Raw genomic sequence first — 22,452 nt, 5'->3', positions numbered from 1 at the left:
TTCTTATATTTCAATCTTCTCTTTTTATTTTTTTCATATATATGTATATAAACAAACTAGGAACTAAAAAACAAGCAAACATAATAAGTCCTGTCATACTAATTTCCTTTATCGAAATATCTGGTGTTACAACGATACAAATAGCTAAAATCCCAATAATAATACCCACCGGAATGAATAATAGCTTCATAAAATAACGACGCGACACTCCGCCCGTATGCTCATACACTTCCACTGAATTTTTCAGATTTAAAAAGTTAATAATTATTATCCCGCCCATAAATACCATTAATAAATCCGAAACACTTTCATATCCTGCCCCTTGCAAGACATAGCGGTAAAAGACGATAGCTAGTATGACGATATTTTGTAAAATGAAAGCTAATCTAATATGTTTTAACCCTTCAATCATTAAACGTTCATCTTTCACGATTTTCATCCTACCACTCCTTTTCCTCCCAAAACAAATCATTCAACGTTTTATCTACTGCATAACAAATTTTTAAACATAAATCTAAAGATGGATTGTATTTCCCCTTCTCAATTAAACTAATCGTTTGCCTTGTAACGCCTACTTTTTCTGCTAATTGTTGCTGTGTTAAATCTAACTGAACACGCGCGACTTTTATTTTACTTACAGCCATTCATGTTCCTCCTCTATCTTTATTGTAACATATATATTCCATTAAGTAATTTATATTTTACGAAATCATTTAAGTTTTCATCTTATCACAATTGGTGTGGGCTAATACACAGTGGGGATCCCCCTACTGCCTATAGTTTCACTTTATTATACACAAAAAAGGGGCCTCCCATAAGAAGGCCCTCTCCTATATTTATATTATAAGAATAAATGACATCCAAATAAGAATGCAAATAGGTATAGTAATGGATGTACTTCCATCCCTTTACCCTTCACAATTTTCAAGACTGGATATACTAAAAATCCAATTGCGATTCCATTTGCAATACTAGATGTTAACGGAATACCTATAAAGATCAAAAATGCTGGTAACGCATCTTCAAATTCATTCCAATTAATATCTCGAATGCTTTGTGCCATTAAACTACCTACTATAATTAATGAAGGAGCTGTAATAGCAGCTACACTTGATAAAGAAGCAATAACAGGACTGAAAAATGCCGTTATAATTGTTAGACCAACAACTACAATCCCTGTTAATCCAGTTTTACCACCTGCAGCAATACCTGCTGACGATTCAATGGTCGCTGCTGTTGGGCTTGTTCCAAAGATAGAACCTGTAGTCCCGCCAATTGCATCTGCAATAAATGCTTTACCAAAACGCTTCTCTGTATTGTCTGTAATTAAACCTGCTTGTTTAATTAAACCGAGTAATGCACCTGTTGTATCAAATAACAGTACAAGTAAAAATGAAAATACAACGCCGTATAATCCGTATTCAATTACATCAGAAAAGGCATTGATTGGGTTTGAAACGATAATACCCTCTGGTAAATGAGGCATCGCCACAATTTTATCAGCAAACTTCAATTGCCCTGTAAAGAAGGCAATAATTCCTGTCACAATCATACTAATAAATAATGCACCGCTCACACGTAATGCCATTAATACCGCCGCTAAGATTAAACCAATTAAAGTTAAAATAACAGCTGGAGAATGAAAATCACCAATCGTAACTAAATTAGACGGATGATCCACGATAATTCCAGAAAGGCGTAATCCAATAAAAGCAATAAATAGTCCAATTCCACCTGCAATTGCATGCTTTAAACTATCAGGAATTGCTAAAATTAACTTTTGCCTAAACGAAGTAAAAGATAATAAAAGAAAAATAATTCCCGTTACAAATACAGCTGAAAAGGCAACTACATATGTAATCCCTTCTGCCTTCTGTACAACAGAATAAGCAAAATATGCATTCATTCCCATAGCTGGAGCAATAACAATCGGGTAATTCGCGAAAATCGCCATACCTACTGTTCCAACAACAGTGGCAATAATTGTTGCTGTAAACGCTTGGTCAAACGGTACACCTGCATCAGATAATATTTTTGGATTGATGACAAGAATATACGCAAATGTAAAAAAAGTTGTGATGCCAGCTAAAAACTCTTGCTTCACAGAAGTGTTATATTTTTGTAATTGAAACATGCTTATGTACCCTTCCTACACCTGAATTATTATCACACATTCTTTTTCTTACTAGTATGTGAGAAAATATAATACTTAATCTTAACAATCAATAAAAAGAAGAGTCAATATATTCCCTAATAGTTCGAATTTTAAGTTTAAGTCGGACAAGTACAGATGTAGTACAGTTCATTATGATTATTTTTGTAGCATAACAGATAGAAATGTTTTATAATTTTAAATAGTTAAATATTTAGTAAACGCATTCAAATATCGTTCACTCTACAAGGGGGATTCTTCTTATGCAGCACGCAAACAAATCTGGAACTTTAAATCGTGGTTTAAAAGAAAGACATATTACTTTAATGTCACTTGGCTCAGCTATTGGCGTTGGGCTATTTTTAGGATCCGCTTCCGCCATTAAACTAGCCGGTCCTTCTATTTTACTAGGCTATATGATTGCCGGACTCGTTATTTTTTTCATTATGCGAGCGCTTGGGGAAATGGCAATTGAACAACCTGTTGCCGGTTCTTTTAGTAAATATGCATATGATTATATTGGACCACTCGCTGGCTATATTACTGGTTGGAATTACTGGTTCTTATGGGTTGTTACTTGTATGGCTGAAATTACAGCAGCTGGTATTTACATGCAGTACTGGTTCCCAGATATTCCGCGCTGGACTTGGGCGTTACTTGCTCTATTATTAATGAGCGCTTTTAACTTCTTATCGGTAAAAGTATTTGGAGAACTTGAGTTTTGGTTTGCTCTCATTAAAATTGTCACAATTATCTGTATGATAGTAGTCGGAGCTGGTATTATTTTATTCGGATTCGGAAACGGTGGTATCGCTACTGGTATTTCAAACCTTTGGTCACATGGTGGCTGGTTCCCAAATGGATTTTCTGGATTACTACTCTCCATGCAGATGGTACTATTCGCTTATTTAGGCGTTGAATTAATCGGTGTTACAGCTGGTGAGGCTCAAAATCCGAAGAAAACACTCGCAAAGGCAATCGATAACGTATTTTGGAGAATTCTACTCTTTTACGTTGGGGCATTATTCGTTATGATGGCAATTTATCCATGGAATGAACTTGGTGAGAAAGGCAGTCCATTCGTATTAACATTCCAGCAAATTGGTATCGCAAAAGCAGCAGGTATTATTAATTTTGTCGTATTAACAGCAGCTCTTTCTTCTTGTAATGGTGGTTTATTTAGTACAGGCCGTATGCTATATACATTAGCTCAGCAGAAAAAAGCTCCTGAAAGATTTGGTCGTTTAAATAAAAATGGCATTCCAAGCCAAGGAATTGTAGCAACTGCTATCGTTTTACTCATTGGTGTTATATTAAACTATCTCGTACCTGCAAAGGTATTTACATGGCTTACTAGCATTTCAACTTTCGGCGCAATTTGGACTTGGGGAATTATATTAGTTGCTCAAATTAAATTCCGTAAAAGCTTGCCTACTCAAAATAAACAAAAGTTATCGTATAAAATGCCTTTATACCCATTAAGCTCATATTTCTCACTCGTTTTCCTTGTATTAGTATTAGGTATAATGGCGTATTCAGAAGATACACGAATCGCATTGATTGTCGGCCCAATTTGGCTTATCGGCTTAGCAATTGTATATTACATGAAAGGGTTTCATAAGATTGATGAAACACCTAACTCAAAAATTAGTTAAGCAAAACATCCCTTCCTTATTACTTGGAAGGGATGTTTTTATATCTATATAAATATTTCTCAACATAATTCACGGTATTTTTACAATCTTTTAATATTTTTTATGTTTTCCGTCTTTATTTTTACAGAAAAATAAATTACATTATTAAAGCACATATATTTATTATTAGGGGGATTCTTCTATGAAGAATAAAAAATGGATTACATTTTCTTTAGCAACAGCAATTACACTAAGTATAGGGACCTCGTTCATACCGTCTACTTATGCCGAAAGCTCTGTAGACCCAGCTCCTGAAATTGCTGCAAAAGTTGTAAATCAAAACAATGGGAAGAAAGTATTATTCGATAATACACACGGTCAAACTGCTGGGACAGCTGACTGGGTTATTGACGGTGGCTTTTCTGACTTCGGAAACGGCATTGCAAAAAACGGATATCACGTAAAGGAACTTCGTAAATCAACACCTATTACGTACGAAGACTTAAAAGATTACAATGTATTTATCGTTCCAGAAGCTAATATTCCTTACAAAAAATCTGAGCAGGACGCTATGTTACAATATGTAAAAAATGGTGGTAGTATCTTCTTTATTGCTGATCATTACAATGCAGATCGTAATAAAAATCGCTGGGACTCTTCTGAAGTATTTAATGGATATAGACGCGGTGCTTGGGATAATCCAGCAAAAGGAATGTCTAATGAAGAAGCAAATTCACAAGCTATGCAAGGAGTAGAAAGCTCTGATTGGCTCTCTGACAACTTCGGTATTCGCTTCCGCTACAATGCACTTGGTGATGTTTCAGCGAAAACAATTGTATCGCCTGAACAATCTTTCGGAATTACAAAAGGTGTTTCGTCTGTAGCAATGCATGCTGGTTCTACTCTAGCAATTACAAACCCAAAACTAGCAAAAGGACTTGTTTACCTTCCAGAAAATCCATCAAAATGGAATAACGCTGTTGATAGTGGCGTTTATAATGGCGGTGGTATTGCAGAAGGCCCATATGCTGCAATTGCAAAAGTAGGACTTGGAAAAGCTGCCTTTATTGGTGACTCTTCTCCTGTTGAAGATGCTACGCCAAAATACGTTCGTGAAGATTCTGGTCAAACAAAGAAAACTTATGATGGTTATAAAGAAGAAAACGATGCGATTTTATTAGAAAACATCGTAAATTGGTTATCAAATAAAGAGACATTTACAAGTTTAGATCAAGTAAATGGTTTACAACTTGATTCACCTACAGCTCTACAAACATTTGAACAGCCAAACTTATCAACAGAACCACAACCTGAACCTTGGAGTGCACCAAATGCAGGTTATCAATGGTTTAATACAAATACTTTTAAACCAGGTTCATACGGTTATAACGGTGCGGTAACAACAAGCGACTACGTCGTTACACACCCTAGCATTCTACCAAACAATGAAATTTTCCAAATGAAGATTCAAGTAAATAACTTACTACCTAATACAACGTATAACAACTATTCTTTAGGTATCTTCACTACTGGTGGAACACAAGTGGCTAAAGTACAAAATGCAAACGGCACTTGGCCATCTACTTTCGGATATAGTAGTGCATTTTCTTTCACAACAAACAGCTTAGGCTCTGCTGAGAAAGTTGTAAATGTACAGATTGATTCAAATACAACTGGACAAGCAACGCTTCGTCTACGCCAAAATACAACAACGAAATATAATGAAACTGTAACGATTAATAAGAAATAATAAAAAAGGCAATCCATACATGGATTGCCTTCTTCTCACTTCTCTTCCTTCGAGAAAAACATTCTTGAAATAACGATACCTATACTACCGACGATTAGGAATAACACTGCCCTAATCATCATCGATACCTCTGGTAAGTCAAGTAAGAATAACTTCCCTACCGTTACGACTAAAACGACTAAACCAGCATATAATATTTCATTCATATTTCTATTTCTTCCAAACCAAACCGCAAATAATGCATATACCATCCATAATAACGATACTGATACACTAATTACGCTTCCATCTGTAGATAAAACTTCACCGATTCTCGTAATTGTAATAAATACAATTATCATAAACCAATAGAGCACTATAGAATACATATATTTACCGAAGCTCGCTAATACTTCTTTCGCTTCTCTCATGCAATAATAGAACGTTCCTATTAAAATAAGATGAGCAACAAAGCCTGCCGAAATAAATTGATCAAACGGGCTAAAAATAGTCTGTATCATTCCAATTGCGTAAACCGTCGCACTAACATACAATTTTATCTGTTGTTTTACTTTAATAGAAGTGACCATGCCGAGGAAACCTTGTAACAATAGTACAATCGCTGCATTCACTAAACTATACTCATATAAAATTGCTAAACTAAATGCTCCCATTGCGAAACCAAATAAGAGATTTGTAAATGTAGAATGTCTATTTTTCCTATATTCACATACGAACATAGCGGCATGTACGAATGCACTAATAATCAATCCCCATGTTGTAAAATCAGGTATTTTTGAAATAGCTAGTATAAAGAACACTGCATTCGCACTAAATATCGCCAAACGTGGTTCTAGTATAAAACTTCTCTCCGTAAACATATGCCAAAATAATAGTAAATGAATCAAACCATATACAATCGTTAACTGCATTTGCAAGTTCTCTACTAACATTGACATAACAGCAAAGAAAACGAAAAGGACAATGGCTGCAACAGCGTAAGAAATCATATATAAGTATTTATAACGATTTTTCAACGCATACCATAATAAACTAAGTGTTAATACTGTCTCATATCCAAAGAAAATATAAGGATTAGGAGTCGTACTATTTAACAAGAATGGTACGAAGAACGCACCGACCGCTACGAAAATAGTAAGATATTCCGATTGATATCTTTTCGCTAAATAAATACCTAAAATAACCCATGCAATATTACAGAGAAACGCGACACTGGCCGGAATAAATCCATATAAATAATGTGCTGCAAACGTCGTTAGAACAATCCCGGTAATACTTCCTCCAGCTAATACTAATCCTAACGCTTGCCGCTCTCTTTTAATTTGAATATCTCCTATATAATACAACCCGATAGATAATGCGATACCAAACACAATTCGTATCGCTGGTGTTAATAAACCAGCATCTACCCCTGCTTTAAATAACCAGATCACTCCAAGCAACATAATACCGACAAATACACGCGGTAACCACGTCTGACAAAACTTAATAATATTAAATGGCTCTGGTTTAAAAGCCGATATATCTACTTGTTTTACCTCAGGTTCTTGCAAAGGCTCTTTTATCTTAACTATTTCTTCTTTTGGCTTTTCCTCCATTACCGTTTCAATATATTCTTTCTTGTTCTTACTAACATGTTGCTGAGCGTTTTCTACTTCTATTTCCCTTTGCTTTACTTTTAATTCAGCAAGTGCTTCTTGAATTGTTTCAATTGCCGTTTCGAGTGCTTCTATTTTCTTATCCAAATCCTTCTTCATACGCTCCCCCCTCATTCGTAACTCTCATTGAACCTATATATTACCAATTATCTTTATCATACTCTTAGTCTATTCATTTTCAATAGTATTTTTCCAAAAAAAGAAAGGTGTCTTCCCAAAATAGGAAAACACCTTTTTACTCATTTATTCTTATTTAGAACAATGCTAACGATAAAACCAAGACACATGCCTACAATAGCTGGAACAATCCACCCAACACCTTCTGTATAAAACGGGATGTATTTTAATGCTGACGTCCACTGATTCATCATTACATTTTTATTTAAAATGTCAATTGCACTAAATATCGCTACAACCAAAACAGTTACTGCATATACGTATGTATACTTTCCAATATACTGATGGAATAACCCTAGAATAATAAGCGTTAACGCAATTGGATAAATAAATCCAAGAATTGGTACTGATACTTTTAAAATTTGCGTTAACCCTAAATTAGCTAAGATCATACTAACAACGCTTACTATAAATGCCCACAATTTATAAGATACTTTCGGAAATGCACTCGCAAAAAATTGACTACAAGACGTAACAAGTCCAATTGAAACACATAAACACGCGATAGTAAAAATAAGACCTAATAAAACGACTCCGCCCTGTCCAAATAATGTAATCATAACTTGTGCTAACACTTTCGCACCGTTATCAAATGTTCCTAATGAGCCACTAATTGCCCCCACATATCCAAGGATGACATAAATAATAGATAATAATAGTCCTGCCCCAATTCCAGCAATACTCATATATTTCGCTAAACCTTTATCATCTTCAATACCCTTTGCACGTAATGCATTTGCAATAACAATTCCAAAGATTAAAGCAGCTAACGCATCCATTGTTAAATATCCATCTAAAAACCCTTGAAACATAGGAGCTTGTCCATAGTTCCCTATTGGTTCTTTCATATCTCCTACCGTTGTAAACATACTCTTTATAAAAATGAGTGCAATCATACATAATAATAACGGCGTCAAGACTTTTCCAAACAACCCCATTAATTTAGATGGGGATAAACTTAACCAGTAAACAATACTAAAGAAAATAACTGTGTAAAACAATAATAATCCGTTTCCTGCTTCAGGGAATAACTGACCTGGCCCCATTTCAAAAGCTAAACTTCCCGCACGTGGTATACCAAGCCCAGGTCCAATAAATACATACACGATACATGGAAAAATAATTGCAAATGAAGAATGAACCCTACCCGCTAACGTTTGAAAGCTTCCTGCTTTTGCAATAGAGATAACACCTAATATAGGAAGACCTGTTGCTGATATAATAAACCCTACTAATGAAATCCAAACATGTTCTCCTGCTTCATACCCAAGGAAAGGTGGAAATATAAGATTCCCTGCTCCAAAGAACATAGAGAATAACATAAGGCTAATAAGTAAAATTTCTTTTTTCTGTAACAATTTCATTTCTTTCTCCTTCTTTAATTTCATCTTTTATGAAATCAATTTCACATATAAAAAAGTACAATAACCCGCTTCCTTACAAAGAAAACATAGTCCATAGTCTATCACAAAAGAAACACCCATTCTATAGCTATTCCTCTTTTCCAATTTCTTCTGAAAAATCAACCTTTATTGACTTATAATAGTTAATAAAGTAAAATATTAAATGTACAAAATTATTAACTTTGTTTTTGTTTGTGTCAGGAGGAAAATAACATGGAATCAGCGATACAACTAGAAAGAGAACAACAAAGAAAAAAGAAACATCCTCCAGGTTTATACTTACTCTTCTTTACAGAAATGTGGGAAAGATTTAGTTACTATGGATTACGAGGATTATTAACATTATATTTAACGACAGCTTTAGTAAGCGGTGGTCTTGGGTTTAGTCCCGCATGGGCACTCTCTATTTACGGATTTTATACTGGAGCCTGTTATTTCACACCAATGATTGGTGGATACTTAACAGACCGTTTTCTAGGTAGACGAAAAGCAATCACAATTGGTGGTATAACAATGGCAATCGGTAACCTTACACTATTTGCCTTGCAAAACCAATTAGGTCTATACCTCGGATTAGCGCTTATTATTATAGGTAACGGATTCTTCAAACCGAACATCTCTACACTGGTTGGAGAATTATACGAAGAGAACGATCCAAAACGTGATAGTGCATTTACCATTTTCTATATGGGTATTAACGTCGGGTCATTTTTAGCTCCACTCGTTTGCGGATTTTTATCAGAAAATTTATTCAAAACAACAGTTGATGGCGTTGTACATTACGGATTCCGTTACGGTTTCTTAGCCGCTTCAATCGGAATGATCATTGGACAAATTTTATTTACAACACTATCAAATCGCTTCCTTGGTAATATCGGTAAGAAACCAACTCGCGATTTACAAACAGCTACTGGACAACCATCAGTAGGAGATACACCGTTAACAAAAAAAGAAAAACAACGTACCGCAGTTATTGTCATTTTAACATGCTTCGTTGTCTTCTTCTGGGCTGGCTTTGAACAAGCTGGTAGCTCATTAACATTATATACAAACAAATTTGTAGACCGCTCTGTGTTCGGATGGGAAGTTCCAACATCTTGGTTCCAATCGGTCAATCCATTATTTATTATTTTACTTGCTCCAGTCATTTCTGCATTATGGGCAAAACTTGCAACTCGCAAGCAGGGTGATTTAAAAATCCCAACTAAAATGGGACTTGGTATGATCTTACTCGGTATCGGTTATATCATTCTCGTTATCGCTACATTAAAAACAGGTAGTGATGAACATAACATTACAGAAAAAGCAAACTTACTGTTTATCGTCTTTACGTATCTTTTCCATACGTTAGGTGAGCTATTCTTATCACCTGTCGGACTATCAATGGTTAGTGCGCTTGCTCCGGTAAAATTAGCATCTTTATTAATGGGTGTATGGCTAGCAAGTTCAGGTATCGCCAACATTTTAGGCGGACAACTTGCAAGCTTCACAACTTCACTTGGATACGCTGAAGTATTCACAGTTATTGGCGCTGTGGCAATTGTATTAGGTTGTGTTTTATTATTAATTTCTAAGAAATTAGTGAAATGGATGGATTAAAAAAGATGAGGAATTTCTCCTCATCTTTTTTATGCTGTTTTACCTTTTTCTATTGCTTGTTCGTACAGCTCTTTATGTTCTTTATATTCACTTGGTACGAAACTCTTATAGAAGAATGAGAACCAGCTGTCTCCTTTTTTATACCCTTCTTCTCGAATTTCCGCTGCTTTTTTATTCGATTTAAATCCTTCAGTAAACCACTTCTTTAACAATTCATTTCGTTCATACTTAGCAGGAACTTTTAAATCATAGTTTTCAAATGCATACTTATAGCCAGCCTTTTCTACTGCCTTTTTTGTAGACTTATAGCCTTTTTCATACGCTGTTTCATATGCCTTCACGTATACTTCTTTCTCTCTATTTTCAGGATTCTTTTCAGCTAGTTCTTTCCCTGTCTTTTCCCCTAATTCAGCTTGCTCTTTTTCAATTTTTTCTGTTCTTTCTTTATTCCCTGCTTTGAACCCGTCTGCAAAGTTTACCTTAAACTCTGGAGCAACTTGACTATCGTCCATCGTCTCTTGTGCTAAACCTTGTTCTTTTCCTTTTTCAAAATGCGTTTTCTTCTGCTCTTCTAAAGACCATGCGGCTGCATAAGTCGCTTTAAACGCTTGTTTATATGCATCAGATTTTCCAGCTACATGCACTTCTGCATCATTTTTTCCTGCTTTAAAATCAGTTTCTCCATTCTTTTGACCTTCAAGTTGACCTTTTTCCATATCAGCTTGGCGCTGTGCTTCCTCTTGCTTACGTGCCTCTTCAGCTTTTCTTTGTTCCTCGGCTACACGTTGTCTCTCTTCTTCAGCTTTACGCTTTGCTTCTGCATTACGTTGTTTTTCAGCCTCAGCGTTGCGCTGTGCTTCTGCAGCACGTTGTTTTTCAGCCTCAGTATTGCGCTGTGCTTCTGCTTGTCTCTCAGTTTCTACAGCACTATTATTATTCTGACTAGGAGCTGGGCTCGTTACGCCACTACTAGAAGCTGGTTTATTGTGATAATGATATTCCCCATACTGTAATCCCCACTTCTCACAATTTGTACGACACGTATGTCCGCCATTAGCATCTGTACGCCCTGGATGCGCATAAGCTGAAATTGGAGCTACCAATAACGCTATACTCGTTGTTAAAAGAAGTTTCTTCACTTGTTGTCTCACTCTTGTTCCTCCCAAAATATAGAATTCTAACTTTATTATACATAAATAGAAGAATATTTAAATACGAACCGAAATATTCTATTATTTCTCAACATTAGTAAAAAAGAAGGTGAACTCTTTAAAGAGTTCACCTTCTTTTTTACTTCTTCGCCTTCGTTCCTACTAAATCACCAGCAACAACATAACGCTTAGAATTATCCTTTACAGATACACATGTAATAAGCGTTATCTCATCTTTCCCATGATCCTCTACAACTTCCCACTTATCAGGAGTTACTTCAGATACACCAGTAACCGCATACTCATATTCATTTTCATTGTCATACAAATAAATTTTATCGCCTTTTTTCAAAGAAGCTATATCACTAAATAAAACACCTTTTTTAGACATGTTATGTCCTGCTAGTGCATAATTTCCTTTTCCCATAACTTGATTCTCTTTTACTGTCGCTGCACCTGATAATAAGTTTTTTTCAGTAGAAGCTTTCAAAACAGGCAGTTCTACTGAAACACTTGGAATCGAAATACGACCGATTACTTGTTTCTTATCTAATGATGCATTCGCTACTTCCGCCAAGTCTGGTTGATTAATTTTGGAAGCATCTACAAATTCCGTCTCATGCTTTTCATAATCCATCTTTTGAACAGCCTGCACATTTTCAGTCTGTTTCTTTTCAGCCTGATATCCATCATAAAATGGCTTTCCAATTAACACGCCACCTACAACAAATAGAAGGATTGCTACTATACTATAAATTCTTTGCTTATTCATATACAATTCCTTTCCCTTACAAAATCTTACTCTATATAAAATGATAAAATAATATCGCCATATGTACAAGTATTAGCTGAAAAGAAACCTTCTTGCCGGTGCAAGAAGGTTTCTTTTTAAGCTAATTTATTTCTGTATAGTGATACGTGAAATACTGTCATTTGAATAAAGAAAATCGAAAATATAATATATAATGGGTATCCAGGAAGATATTCATTAATAATAGGCGAAAAAGTTAAAAATCCAACTGCACAAGGTAACACAAACCATAACGATACAAATGTTGTTCGGCAAGCTTTATCCGTAATCGCTTTTTCACGTTCATCTTCTAGTGGAAATAATAATGGATACATCCAAAAAGATAAATTCTTATATTTTTTCTTTTGAATTCTATAAAAAATTGTAACTATAATTGCTCCAATAAATAATAAAATGAATGGTACTCCATTAAACCATACTTCAAATGGGAATTTCTCGTTTTTAATTATATCTGCTAACTCTGTAATGACACTATAAAATTCAACAAATGTCCAGCATGCTAAAGCAGTATAAAGCACGTTTATGATATAAGAAAAAACAATTCTATTCATCCTCTTCCCCCTCCTTATTTAAAACAAACACATCTTCCATCTTTAACTGAAACACATCACAAATCGTAAGTGCTAATAACAACGAAGGAACGTAATCCCCTTTTTCAATTGCTGCAATTGTTTGTCTCGTTACTCCAACCTTTTCTGCTAATACGCTTTGCGTAAAGTTAAAACGAGCTCTTAATTCTTTTACTCTGTTTAAAATGGTCAAATTTACCACCTCTCACCATTATTGTATGCTATCCTTAACAAAATGTAAACTCAACTTAACATTATTATTATAAAAAAATCCAACTTTACATATTGTAAAGTTGGATTTCGCTTTAGTTTAAAATTGTAACTTTAACTGTTCTTCTGCCCCAACTACTTGATGAACCTTTATCTGGCATTAAAACATCAATTCTATGCCCCTTAATAGCTCCACCAGTATCGGCTGCAATTGCTACTCCATAACCTTCAACATTTACAGTCTTACCTAATGGAATAACATTTGGATCTACAGCAATTAATTTCATTCCTGGGTTTGCAGTTAAGTTATAGTGTCCCCATGCAGAAAATACTTGTTGACCTGGTGCATAACCATTTTCCGCTGGATCAGCTGTATAAGCTGTAGCTTCTACATAAATTTCTTTCCCACCAGCAGTTGGCTTAGAAGGTGGTTCAGGTTGTGCAGGTTTGGTAGGTTGTACCTTCGAATTATTATTAGCAACTGGTTCAGCTGGTTTACTAGCTTTTTCCTGCTTTTGCTTTTCAGCAATTTCTGCTTGTGCTTTCGCTAAAGCTTCTTGCTCTGCTTTTTCAGCCGCTTCTGCTTTTGCACGCTCTTCCGCTGCGATTCTTGCTGCTTCTTGCTCACGAGCAATCGTTTCTTGTACTGTCTTCATATTTGATTCAATTTTAGCTTTTTCTTCCGCTGCTAAATTAAGTTGACTTGCAACTTCATTATATTTAGCTTGAACTGTTTGTAAGTTATCTTGACGCTTTTTCAAGTTATCTTGCAGTTCAGCTTGCGCTTTTGCTAATTTTTGTTTGTCTACTACTAAAGATGCTTCTTTTTCGTCAATTGTTTTCTTATCTTCTTCAATTTGACGAAGATCTTGTTCTTGTAGACGTAAAATTTCTTTATCAGCTTCTAGAATAGTAGAAACTGCGTTCATACGTTGTAAGAAGTCTGCAAAGTTTTTTGATTCTACTACAACTTCTACTACTAAACTTGTATTTGAACTGTTTTGAACAGAAACCATACGTTTTCTCATAATATCTTTACGAGCAAGGACTTTATCCTCCAAAACGACAATTTCTTGCTTTTTTTGCTCAATCTGCTTATGTGTTTCATCGATTTTACGTTGAATAGCAGCTTGATCCTCTTTATTTTTTGCAATTGTATTATTTAAATTATGTAGTTCGTTTTCGATACCTTTAATTTCTTTACTAACAGCTTGCTTCTCTTGCTCTTTCTTTTGCATTTCTGCATCGTTTTGTTGCAATTGCTGTTGCATGTTGTTAAGTTTCTCGTCGTTTGACTCTGCTTTAACAGCGACTGTACTAGAAAGACCGATAATTCCTGCTAATACTAGACAGCTGATTCGCTTAAAATAGTTCATAATCCGACTCCCTTCTTATACAGTTATACATGATTTATTTTACAGTTTGTTTACAAAACGATTAAATACAGTTTATTTTTCGTGACAAAAAAAAGAGAATTATGAATAAAATGTAATAGATTCTTAAATATTTAACAATTCCTATATTTAAAAAATACAAAAGATGCTAAAATCCAAATATAGAGAAAATATAACTTTCGAAGGCGGTTGAAATAAATACATGTTTACTCAAAAAAAATCACTCCAACATACAATTGCTCAATTAGAAGAGCGTATACAAGAATTAGAAGCAGAATTAAAACAAAAAGATATTGAAAAACAAGAGACTATTTCTACTATCCACGATCGTGTACAAAGTGTTGTCCAAGAGCATCAACTTGTAAATAACCAACATAATACACTTCAAAATTTAGTTCAACAATTAAGTTCATGTTTCGAAAATGTTTCAACACGTACGACACATTCCAATGAGCTAAATAATGAAATGTTACAAAAGGAACAAAGCTTAATTCAATCTATTGCAGAAATTATTGACTGCTCTAATGAAGGAAAAGAATCCGTTCACCGCTTACTTATTGTAATTAATAAATTAGGTGAACAATCTCAACGCACGTCTAATAGTATGAATCATCTAAGCGAACGCTCAAAGGAAATCGAGCAAATTGTAGAAGTCATTCAAAACATTGCAGCACAAACAAATTTACTTGCTTTAAATGCGAGTATTGAAGCCGCACGTGCTGGAGAGCACGGTAAAGGATTCGCTGTCGTTGCCAATGAAGTAAGAAAACTAGCGGAAAGTACAGCAGAAAGTACAAAAAACATCGGCAACTTAACGAAAAAAATTCAAGAAGAAATTGAAAAAGCATATGATAACACAAAAGATAATTTACATTTAGTCGATGAAGGTGTAGAAATGAGCGCCGATACAAATGCTAGAATTGAAAATATTTTAGTTATGATTCAAACGTTACAAAATGGTGCTACAAATGTTATTAAGGCTATTGAAAACCAAAAATCTTGTAATGATGACATATTACGAGAATTCGCTAACACACAACAAATGTTCCAAAAATTAAATACTACTATTATGAATCATATTCATGATGCTGAAAAAGTCGATGTTCAATTGTCTAAAAGTCTTCAAGGAACAGTAACTTCTTAATTAAAAATAAAAATCCCTTATACTGCTATAAGGGATTTTTATTTTATTTCGAATATTTATTTCTTTTCAATATTCATCCATATCTTTGTTATAATGGAAAAGTTGTTTCTTTCAACTAATAAACAAGGAGGTTATTATGGAACAATTTTACTACGTTTTAAAATATTTAATTCTCGGTCTGTTCCAAGGACTAACAGAACCAATTCCGATTTCTTCAAGTGGTCATCTCGTTTTAGCACAACATTTGCTAGAACTAAAAATAGAAGGGTTTAGCTTCGAACTACTTGTTAATTCAGCTTCATTATTAGCTGTATTACTTATTTATAGAAATGATTTAATTCGTCTAACAAAGAATGGTCTCTCTTATATATTTACAAGAGCAGAAGACGCAAAATCAGATTTCTTCTTTATTATTTATCTTGTTATGGCAACTATTCCAGCAGGTGTTATTGGTGTTTTATTTAAAGATTACATCGATCAGTACTTAAAAGGTGTGAAGATGGTTGGGATTTCCCTTCTTATTACTGCTGTCGGCCTTTGGATTATTAGAAATTTACGCGGTCGTAAAAATGATGGCGACCTTTCTATGAAAGATGCAATCATCGTCGGATTAGCACAAGCTTGCGCACTGATTCCCGGAATAAGCCGATCTGGTGCCACAATCGTAGCAGCAATGTTACTTGGTATGAAGCAAGAAACAGCTCTTCGCTTCTCATTCTTACTATACATTCCTGTTAGCTTAGGTGGCTTATTGTTAAGCATTACAGACATTGCAAATGATCCAAATCTAGACACATTATTCGTACCATATGTCGTTGCATTCATCGCAACATTTATCATGACGTATATTTCACTAAAATGGTTTATGAACATTATGGCAAAAGGAAATTTAAAATATTTCTCTTTCTATTGTATTATCGTAGGTGTACTTACTCTTATTTTCTTATAAAGTAAAACTTACAAATTAAAAGCGAGTCATCTAGTGTAATAGAATAACTCGCTTTTTTATACCTTTATTAAGTTAAAACCTATTATTTACTTATAATTTTCTGAATAGTATAATTTTTATAAAGTTCACTATTACAGTAATTCTATCTTTCCTACTATTATCGTAAAAGAGGTGTTTATATGTTTATAGTTACTAAACTCATTCACATTAAGTACGGATATGAAAATGAGCTACTTTATGGGCTTAAACAATATTATCCTTCCCCCGGAACGAACGGTTGTATTAACATAGAGTTTTCACCTGTTCATCGTACAAATGATAAGGCAGAGTATATGATTCGTATGTTATGGAAAACACAACAAGATTACCATACATGGCTTTCTCAAAAAGAAGGCAATGAAACTTTGAAGCACAAAATACAAGGCTATATCCTTTCTTCCAAATCAAATGCTACCTATGTGCATTAATCCTTCTCTTTTTATTCCTTACGAGGGCCAAAATGATAAAGTGAAACTTTAATCAGCCCTCATCAATTGGGCTGTTCACAAATAACGAGATAAGGACGCTCTTACTTTTCATACTGTAAGAGGGCTTCTCTTATGCATACACTTTCTTCTCTTGACAATACAAACGAATAACATGTTTATTTTGTTGAAATACATCATGTGTCAGCCGAATAATAATAAAGTTTCGTTTTGTTTGATCATCATAAACAAAAATCTGTTCTCCCTCCTGAAAACGCCATGCACTTTCAAAAGTCGTAATATGATCCCCACTTACAGAAAAAAGTTCATATCGCATCTCTTGTACCCTCTCTCAAATTATGTAATCACAATATCCTTATATTTAATTTATTATAACTTAATCCCTATAAAATTAGTAATTATTTCTATTTCGAAAAATTTTAACTTTGTATTTAAATATTTTTAGCGCTATAATGATAAACGAATTTTTATTGAAAGGAGTTTTACTTTGACTGCATATTTATTTCCAGTGAAAACAGCATTTATTTTATTTCCTTTTTTAGCAATGTTTCTTTTAATCCCTTTTTTAATATTTAATTATCGAAAATACGGTTATTTAAATAAATGGCGCTCATTTATTTTATACTCATTATTACTTTACTTATTAAATGCCTATTTTCTTGTTATTTTGCCGTTGCCACAAACGTTTGATACTTGTAGCCTACAACCGGCTAATACACAACACATGCAACTCTCACCATTTTATTTCATACAAGAGATTAGTAGTCATACATCGGCAGTTTTAACGAAACCAACTACTTATTTCTACTTATTAAAAGAGTCTGCGTTTTTACAAGTTGCCTTTAATGTTCTATTAACTGTTCCATTCGGCATTTACTTACGTTATTATTTCCGACGTAGTTTCTTACAAACAATTTGCATTTCCTTTTTCCTTTCACTATTTTTTGAGCTAACACAAGTGACTGGATTATACGGTATATACAATTGTGCATACCGATTATTTGATATCGATGATTTATTTTTAAATACATTAGGTGGCGTAATTGGTTTTATCATTGCACCAATATTTACGTACTTCCTTCCGAAGACAAACGAGTTAGATAGTCATATTAATTTGGAAACGAAACCAGTCGGATTCATTCGTCGCCTTATCGCGATGCAAATTGATTGGATTTTCTTATCTATCGTCGTACCTGTCGTTAAAAACAAAGGGAATTCTTTCTTCGTTTCTAATATGCAATCTTACACGAATATGTATGAACTCATTTTCATTACGTGTTCAATCCTTATTTACTTTATTATTATTCCATACTTTACGAATGGAAAAACAATTGGGAAAGCATTGCTTCGCATTCACGTGAAAGGAAAATCAAATCGTATTACATTAAAAGAACTATTTATTCGCTACAGTATATTTTATTTTGCGTTAGGCGGAATCAATTATATTCTTTCTAGTAGCTCTATTTTAAATCACACAGAGCCTTTAGTATTACTCGTTACATTGTTATTCCTATTTATCATTAACGGCCTATTCATTATTCATGTTTTACTTCATGTATTTAGCCGTGATAAACTACTATTTTATGAACATATTAGTCATACAAGAAATGCAATTACACTAAAAAAAGCTGACAAATAATTATTTGTCAGCTTTTTCATATACATAATGTGAAACTTTAATCAGCCCCGACCTAACTTCTTTGCTTCCGCTGAATTTTGAGGTGGGGGTCTTACTGCCTGACAAATAGCGGGATAAATAACTTTTCTGCATAAGGATTAAAAAACATTCCAAGTTCATCTAGAGATTTCCTCACCTGTAAAAACGAATGAAACTCTGGATATATATCTTGTAATTGCTCATACGATAATGTATGCATTTTCCCCCAATGCGGACGCCCTTCATACTTCAGAAAAATTTTTTCCACTTCGCCAAAGTAAGCAGCATATTTCATACCTTTATACATATGAACAGCGATATACGCTGAATCTCTTCCATAGGCTGGACTAAGCCATATATCATCCCCTTTTACATAGCGGCATTCGATTGGGAAGTGCACCTTATACTTTTTCTTTTCAATAAGATTTGAGATTTCTTCTACAACCGTCCTCATATACTTTGAAGGAATGCTATACTCCATTTCATAAAATGGTACCGTACGTGATGTAGCAAATACTTCATAGCTCGGGCCAATTATTTTTGTATTTGGTACAGCCTTAGCTGATAATCGACTCACTCCTTTACTTATAGAAGGAAACCATTTACACCCTTTAGATAGCAAAGAGAACATCCTATTTTCAAGTAACTCCACCTTTAATTTATGCCATTTCAAATCACTGCCTTTATTCGTTGTTTCGTTCGTAAGTTTCACTTGTACTTCATCAGAATAAGGAAAAACGAAAAATTCAAAATGACGATGCTTCTTATATTCTTCTAGTTTGTTCATTACAGTAGATAATGACTGTTTCTCACTTTCATAAACGAGTGAATACGCTGGAATAACCTTCAATTTTATCTTTACAATGATACCTAACATTCCAAGTGACAACTGAAACGCTCTCCAATATTCTACGTTCTCAGCTTCCGAACAAACTATACTCTCACCATTAGATAAAACTGCCGTAATCTCTATAACTTGTGTTGATAAACTCCCAAAGGTAATACCCGTTCCATGAGTCCCCGTACTAATCGCTCCTGCAATAGATTGTAAATCAATATCTCCTAAATTTTCTTGCGCATAACCTTTTTCCTCAAGTAACTTCCCTAAATCATATAACTTTGTTCCTGCCCATACTTCAGCAACCATCTTCTCTGCATCAATATTCACAATACCCTTCAATTCATCTAAAGAAACTAAAACTTCTTCCGTTTGCACAAGGGGTGTAAACGAATGTCCTGAACCGACAACACGAATTTTCTTCCCCTTTTTTCGCGCAAGCCCCACAACTTCTACTACATCTTGTATACTTTCTGGATACATCGTATAATGCGGCGTTCCTTCTACATTCCCTGTCCAATTTCTCCACTTTTGTCCCTTTATAGAAAGCATTGGCCATCCCCCCGATATGTTGAATACTCCCCAACAATCTCTCCTTTTTTAACACGATACAAAAAAGGAAAACGCTCACATAACTCACCAGCTTTACTATGGCGAAACAATATGGACTCTCCTATATCCACTCGTTCCTCGCCGTTATAAAAAATTGGTGTTTGTACCTCTCCAGCACCTTCTAAAGCTAATAGTTTTGCACCCTTCGGTCTCCAAACTTCAGGCTCTTTATCTTTTCCAACTGCTCCTGAAGCAATATATCCACCACCTAGGCAAGTGTAAATAAACGGGACTGGTTTCCGCACAACTGGTAAGGCAAATCCGACCGCTGGATGAAATTTCACCTCTTTATAATAATCAAACAGCTTTGGAGAATAAAAAGCAGAACCTACTGTAATCTCTGAAACTGAATTATCTTTCTCGGTTGTTTTTATGCTTCCTGTTCCGCCTCCATTTACAAACCTTAGCTCAATACCAATGTTTTGTATTGCTTTTACAATATGTTCTCTTCTTTCTTTAACTTCTAGCACTGATTTCTGCTTTAAATACGAAATCACTTTACTTTTCAACCATTGATTCGGTATATGATCTCCCACGCCAGCAATTTGAGCTTCATAACCCATCACACCATCTAACATTAAATATGATGACCTTCTCACCTTTTCTACTACTTTCAACGCATCCTGCACATTTTTTACTGGGGACCTTTGTACACCAAAATGAAATTGAAAGAAACGACTACTCATATCAATATCCAAACAAACACGAAAACATCCTTTAGATTTCTCAGCAATGTTTTCTAAATACACAATATGCTCTTCACAATCCACCATACAAGTTATAATGAAACCTTTCTTTGTTAACAAACTAATTTCATACAGAGCTCTTTCATCGTAAGCAGGATATCCAAGCAATAAATCATTAAATCCTTGTTCTATTAAAAATAAAATCTCTCTAGGTGAAAAGCACATAATACCTTGAAATCGATCATTTGCAGCTAAAATCTTTTGCATAATCGGAACAGAGCGTAACGATTTACTCGCTATACGAATCTTTTTATTTCCACTTAACTCTATAATCGATTGAATATTTCTATCTAAAGCCACTTCATCCAAAAATGCACACGGTAATGGAACTTCTTTAAAAAGTCCTCGATCCACATTTTTCTCTCCTCTTCTCAATATGTCTTATACATATTGGAAAGAAAGTGTGATTTTCCTGTTTGCAAATAAAAAAAGTTTCTTCTTTACGAAGAAACTTTTTGAAACTACTTCATAGAAAGAGTCGCCTCTACTGGATAATGATCAGAGTAATCATTATACGTATATTTTTGGAACCATGATGTAACAGTCCATTGTGGAGATTTCGGCTGTAACACCTTATTCTCTATATACGATGGGTTCGCATGGTCTTTACTTGCAATAATATAATCTAAATACTCAGCAGGACTATCAGGGAAATTATATTTTGCAATACTGTTTGTCGTCGCGTCCCAAGTCGCTGTATGTCCAGTATAAGATGGTACAGAAGCGTTCAATGTTTTAAACATAGATGCATACTCTGAATCATTCTTGTTCTCTGTATTTATTTTATTTACGTTCATATCACCACCAATTAACACATACTCATTCTTTGGTATATTTTTATTTTTAATAAAGTCTTGAATTTCTTTTAATTGGTCTGTACGTACAGATGCAGGTGAAGTTTTTCCGCACATGCTATCTTCCGCTTGCAAATGCGTACCAATCACGTGAATGAAACGATCATTTTTCTTAATTTTCGTGTATACAAATCCTTTATTCGATAAATTATCTGGCCCGCATCCTTTTGCAAATACATATTGAATCTTTTCAGCGATTGGCCATTTGCTCACAATCGCAACGCCACCATCTTCAGGAGTTGAAGATGAATAGTTTCCTAACGTCTTGTCCCATTCGCTACCACTACTACGACCTAATACCGCTGTTTGATTTGGATATTCTTTCTTCAAATTCCCTAATAAACGATCTGAGGCGCTATTATCAAACACTTCATTTAATATAACTACATCTTGATTCTTTATATAATCTGCCGCCCCAATTAAATCAGCACGCTCAGTTTGTCCCCAGTTCGGATATAAGTTTGTTGATAGCATATATACATTATGCGTCATCACTTTTAATGTATCATTTTGATTTGTAGACGCTTCTGCTTGAGCTGACGTTCCGCTATATAAAGCCCCTAAACCAACACCTAAGCTAAGTACACCTTTTAGCAATTTACCTTTCACGTTTCATACCTCCATGTATTGTATAGTGATAAAAAGGCCAAATACTCTAT

General features: G+C 34.5%; 20 protein-coding genes and 1 pseudogene. 7 read left to right on the top strand and 14 right to left on the bottom strand.

From position 1 onward, the window contains the following. Positions 1-10: 10 nt before the first annotated feature. The 3 genes from BAQ53_RS03250 to BAQ53_RS03240 form a co-directional block, all read right to left on the bottom strand. Positions 11-439, bottom strand: coding sequence for a hypothetical protein (locus tag BAQ53_RS03250; protein ID WP_000706629.1), 429 nt, complete (start codon positions 437-439; stop codon positions 11-13). A 1-nt stretch (position 440) separates the two neighbouring features. After that, on the bottom strand, positions 441-644 hold the full coding sequence (locus BAQ53_RS03245; RefSeq protein WP_000301183.1) for a helix-turn-helix transcriptional regulator: 204 nt from the start codon (positions 642-644) through the stop codon (positions 441-443). A gap of 197 nt (positions 645-841) precedes the next feature. After that, complete coding sequence (locus tag BAQ53_RS03240) at positions 842-2,134, bottom strand: NCS2 family permease (protein WP_061668135.1); 1,293 nt, start codon at positions 2,132-2,134, stop codon at positions 842-844. A 281-nt stretch (positions 2,135-2,415) separates the two neighbouring features. Here BAQ53_RS03240 and BAQ53_RS03235 point away from each other — a divergent pair, with 281 nt between their 5' ends. Then, the gene (locus BAQ53_RS03235; RefSeq protein ID WP_001163362.1) at positions 2,416-3,807 is read left to right on the top strand and encodes an amino acid permease; all 1,392 of its coding nucleotides are present in this window, start codon (positions 2,416-2,418) and stop codon (positions 3,805-3,807) included. A 181-nt stretch (positions 3,808-3,988) separates the two neighbouring features. Continuing rightward, positions 3,989-5,536 (top strand): DNA-binding protein, encoded by a 1,548-nt coding sequence (locus BAQ53_RS03230; RefSeq protein ID WP_000791506.1) that lies wholly within the window; start codon positions 3,989-3,991, stop codon positions 5,534-5,536. Between the two features lie 35 nt (positions 5,537-5,571). Here the strand turns inward: BAQ53_RS03230 and BAQ53_RS03225 are convergent, their stop codons facing one another. Beyond that, positions 5,572-7,293 (bottom strand): DUF2339 domain-containing protein, encoded by a 1,722-nt coding sequence (locus BAQ53_RS03225; RefSeq protein ID WP_000710922.1) that lies wholly within the window; start codon positions 7,291-7,293, stop codon positions 5,572-5,574. 140 nt (positions 7,294-7,433) lie between these two features. Next, positions 7,434-8,735: a branched-chain amino acid transport system II carrier protein BrnQ1 gene (gene brnQ1 / locus BAQ53_RS03220; RefSeq protein WP_000771693.1), complete on the bottom strand. Its 1,302-nt coding sequence runs from the start codon at positions 8,733-8,735 to the stop codon at positions 7,434-7,436. A 252-nt stretch (positions 8,736-8,987) separates the two neighbouring features. On the opposite strand from brnQ1, the gene BAQ53_RS03215 reads away from it, so the two are divergent. Continuing rightward, on the top strand, positions 8,988-10,373 hold the full coding sequence (locus tag BAQ53_RS03215) for a peptide MFS transporter (protein WP_000443145.1): 1,386 nt from the start codon (positions 8,988-8,990) through the stop codon (positions 10,371-10,373). Between the two features lie 29 nt (positions 10,374-10,402). Here the strand turns inward: BAQ53_RS03215 and BAQ53_RS03210 are convergent, their stop codons facing one another. The 5 genes from BAQ53_RS03210 to BAQ53_RS03190 all read right to left on the bottom strand — a co-directional run bounded on the left by BAQ53_RS03210 (position 10,403) and on the right by BAQ53_RS03190 (position 14,490). Continuing rightward, positions 10,403-11,524: a YHYH domain-containing protein gene (locus BAQ53_RS03210; protein WP_001249823.1), complete on the bottom strand. Its 1,122-nt coding sequence runs from the start codon at positions 11,522-11,524 to the stop codon at positions 10,403-10,405. Between the two features lie 139 nt (positions 11,525-11,663). Then, a complete protein-coding gene (locus BAQ53_RS03205; RefSeq protein WP_001041724.1) occupies positions 11,664-12,296 on the bottom strand; it encodes a class A sortase in 633 nt (210 codons plus the stop codon). A gap of 116 nt (positions 12,297-12,412) precedes the next feature. After that, positions 12,413-12,886, bottom strand: coding sequence for a DUF2178 domain-containing protein (locus tag BAQ53_RS03200; protein WP_001080041.1), 474 nt, complete (start codon positions 12,884-12,886; stop codon positions 12,413-12,415). Then, on the bottom strand, positions 12,879-13,097 hold the full coding sequence (locus BAQ53_RS03195; protein WP_000154019.1) for a helix-turn-helix transcriptional regulator: 219 nt from the start codon (positions 13,095-13,097) through the stop codon (positions 12,879-12,881). Before BAQ53_RS03195 ends, BAQ53_RS03200 begins: the two co-directional genes overlap by 8 nt. 112 nt (positions 13,098-13,209) lie before the next feature. After that, positions 13,210-14,490 (bottom strand): 3D domain-containing protein, encoded by a 1,281-nt coding sequence (locus tag BAQ53_RS03190; protein WP_208906480.1) that lies wholly within the window; start codon positions 14,488-14,490, stop codon positions 13,210-13,212. Between the two features lie 631 nt (positions 14,491-15,121). On the opposite strand from BAQ53_RS03190, the pseudogene BAQ53_RS26545 reads away from it, so the two are divergent. From BAQ53_RS26545 to BAQ53_RS03175, 3 genes and pseudogenes are all read left to right on the top strand, one after another. Beyond that, positions 15,122-15,652: pseudogene (locus BAQ53_RS26545) on the top strand (methyl-accepting chemotaxis protein); the annotation flags it as partial. Positions 15,653-15,788: 136 nt separating this feature from the next. Further along, positions 15,789-16,601, top strand: coding sequence for an undecaprenyl-diphosphate phosphatase (locus tag BAQ53_RS03180; protein WP_000434790.1), 813 nt, complete (start codon positions 15,789-15,791; stop codon positions 16,599-16,601). A 179-nt stretch (positions 16,602-16,780) separates the two neighbouring features. Further along, entirely contained in the window at positions 16,781-17,068 is a 288-nt protein-coding gene (locus BAQ53_RS03175) for a hypothetical protein (RefSeq protein ID WP_000471252.1), read from the top strand. A gap of 130 nt (positions 17,069-17,198) precedes the next feature. Here BAQ53_RS03175 and BAQ53_RS03170 read toward each other — a convergent pair whose 3' ends face one another. Further along, a complete protein-coding gene (locus tag BAQ53_RS03170; RefSeq protein ID WP_001268333.1) occupies positions 17,199-17,402 on the bottom strand; it encodes a hypothetical protein in 204 nt (67 codons plus the stop codon). Positions 17,403-17,573: 171 nt separating this feature from the next. Between BAQ53_RS03170 and BAQ53_RS03165 the strand changes: the two genes are divergently transcribed. After that, complete coding sequence (locus tag BAQ53_RS03165; RefSeq protein WP_208906479.1) at positions 17,574-18,725, top strand: VanZ family protein; 1,152 nt, start codon at positions 17,574-17,576, stop codon at positions 18,723-18,725. Between the two features lie 91 nt (positions 18,726-18,816). On the opposite strand, the gene BAQ53_RS03160 is transcribed toward BAQ53_RS03165, so the two are convergent. From BAQ53_RS03160 to sph, 3 genes are all read right to left on the bottom strand, one after another. Next, positions 18,817-20,133: a D-arabinono-1,4-lactone oxidase gene (locus BAQ53_RS03160; RefSeq protein ID WP_000948945.1), complete on the bottom strand. Its 1,317-nt coding sequence runs from the start codon at positions 20,131-20,133 to the stop codon at positions 18,817-18,819. Further along, positions 20,121-21,293 (bottom strand): amino acid deaminase/aldolase, encoded by a 1,173-nt coding sequence (locus tag BAQ53_RS03155; protein WP_000373793.1) that lies wholly within the window; start codon positions 21,291-21,293, stop codon positions 20,121-20,123. Before BAQ53_RS03155 ends, BAQ53_RS03160 begins: the two co-directional genes overlap by 13 nt. A 107-nt stretch (positions 21,294-21,400) precedes the next feature. Further along, positions 21,401-22,402 (bottom strand): sphingomyelinase C, encoded by a 1,002-nt coding sequence (gene sph, locus BAQ53_RS03150; RefSeq protein WP_000676791.1) that lies wholly within the window; start codon positions 22,400-22,402, stop codon positions 21,401-21,403. Positions 22,403-22,452 lie beyond the last annotated feature (50 nt).

It is taken from the genome of Bacillus sp. B25(2016b) (genome assembly GCF_001679765.1).
GTDB classification, from domain to species: Bacteria; Bacillota; Bacilli; order Bacillales; family Bacillaceae_G; genus Bacillus_A; species Bacillus_A thuringiensis_K.
Note: the sequence above shows the minus strand (reverse complement) of the source record. Positions and strands in the feature narration are given on the sequence as shown.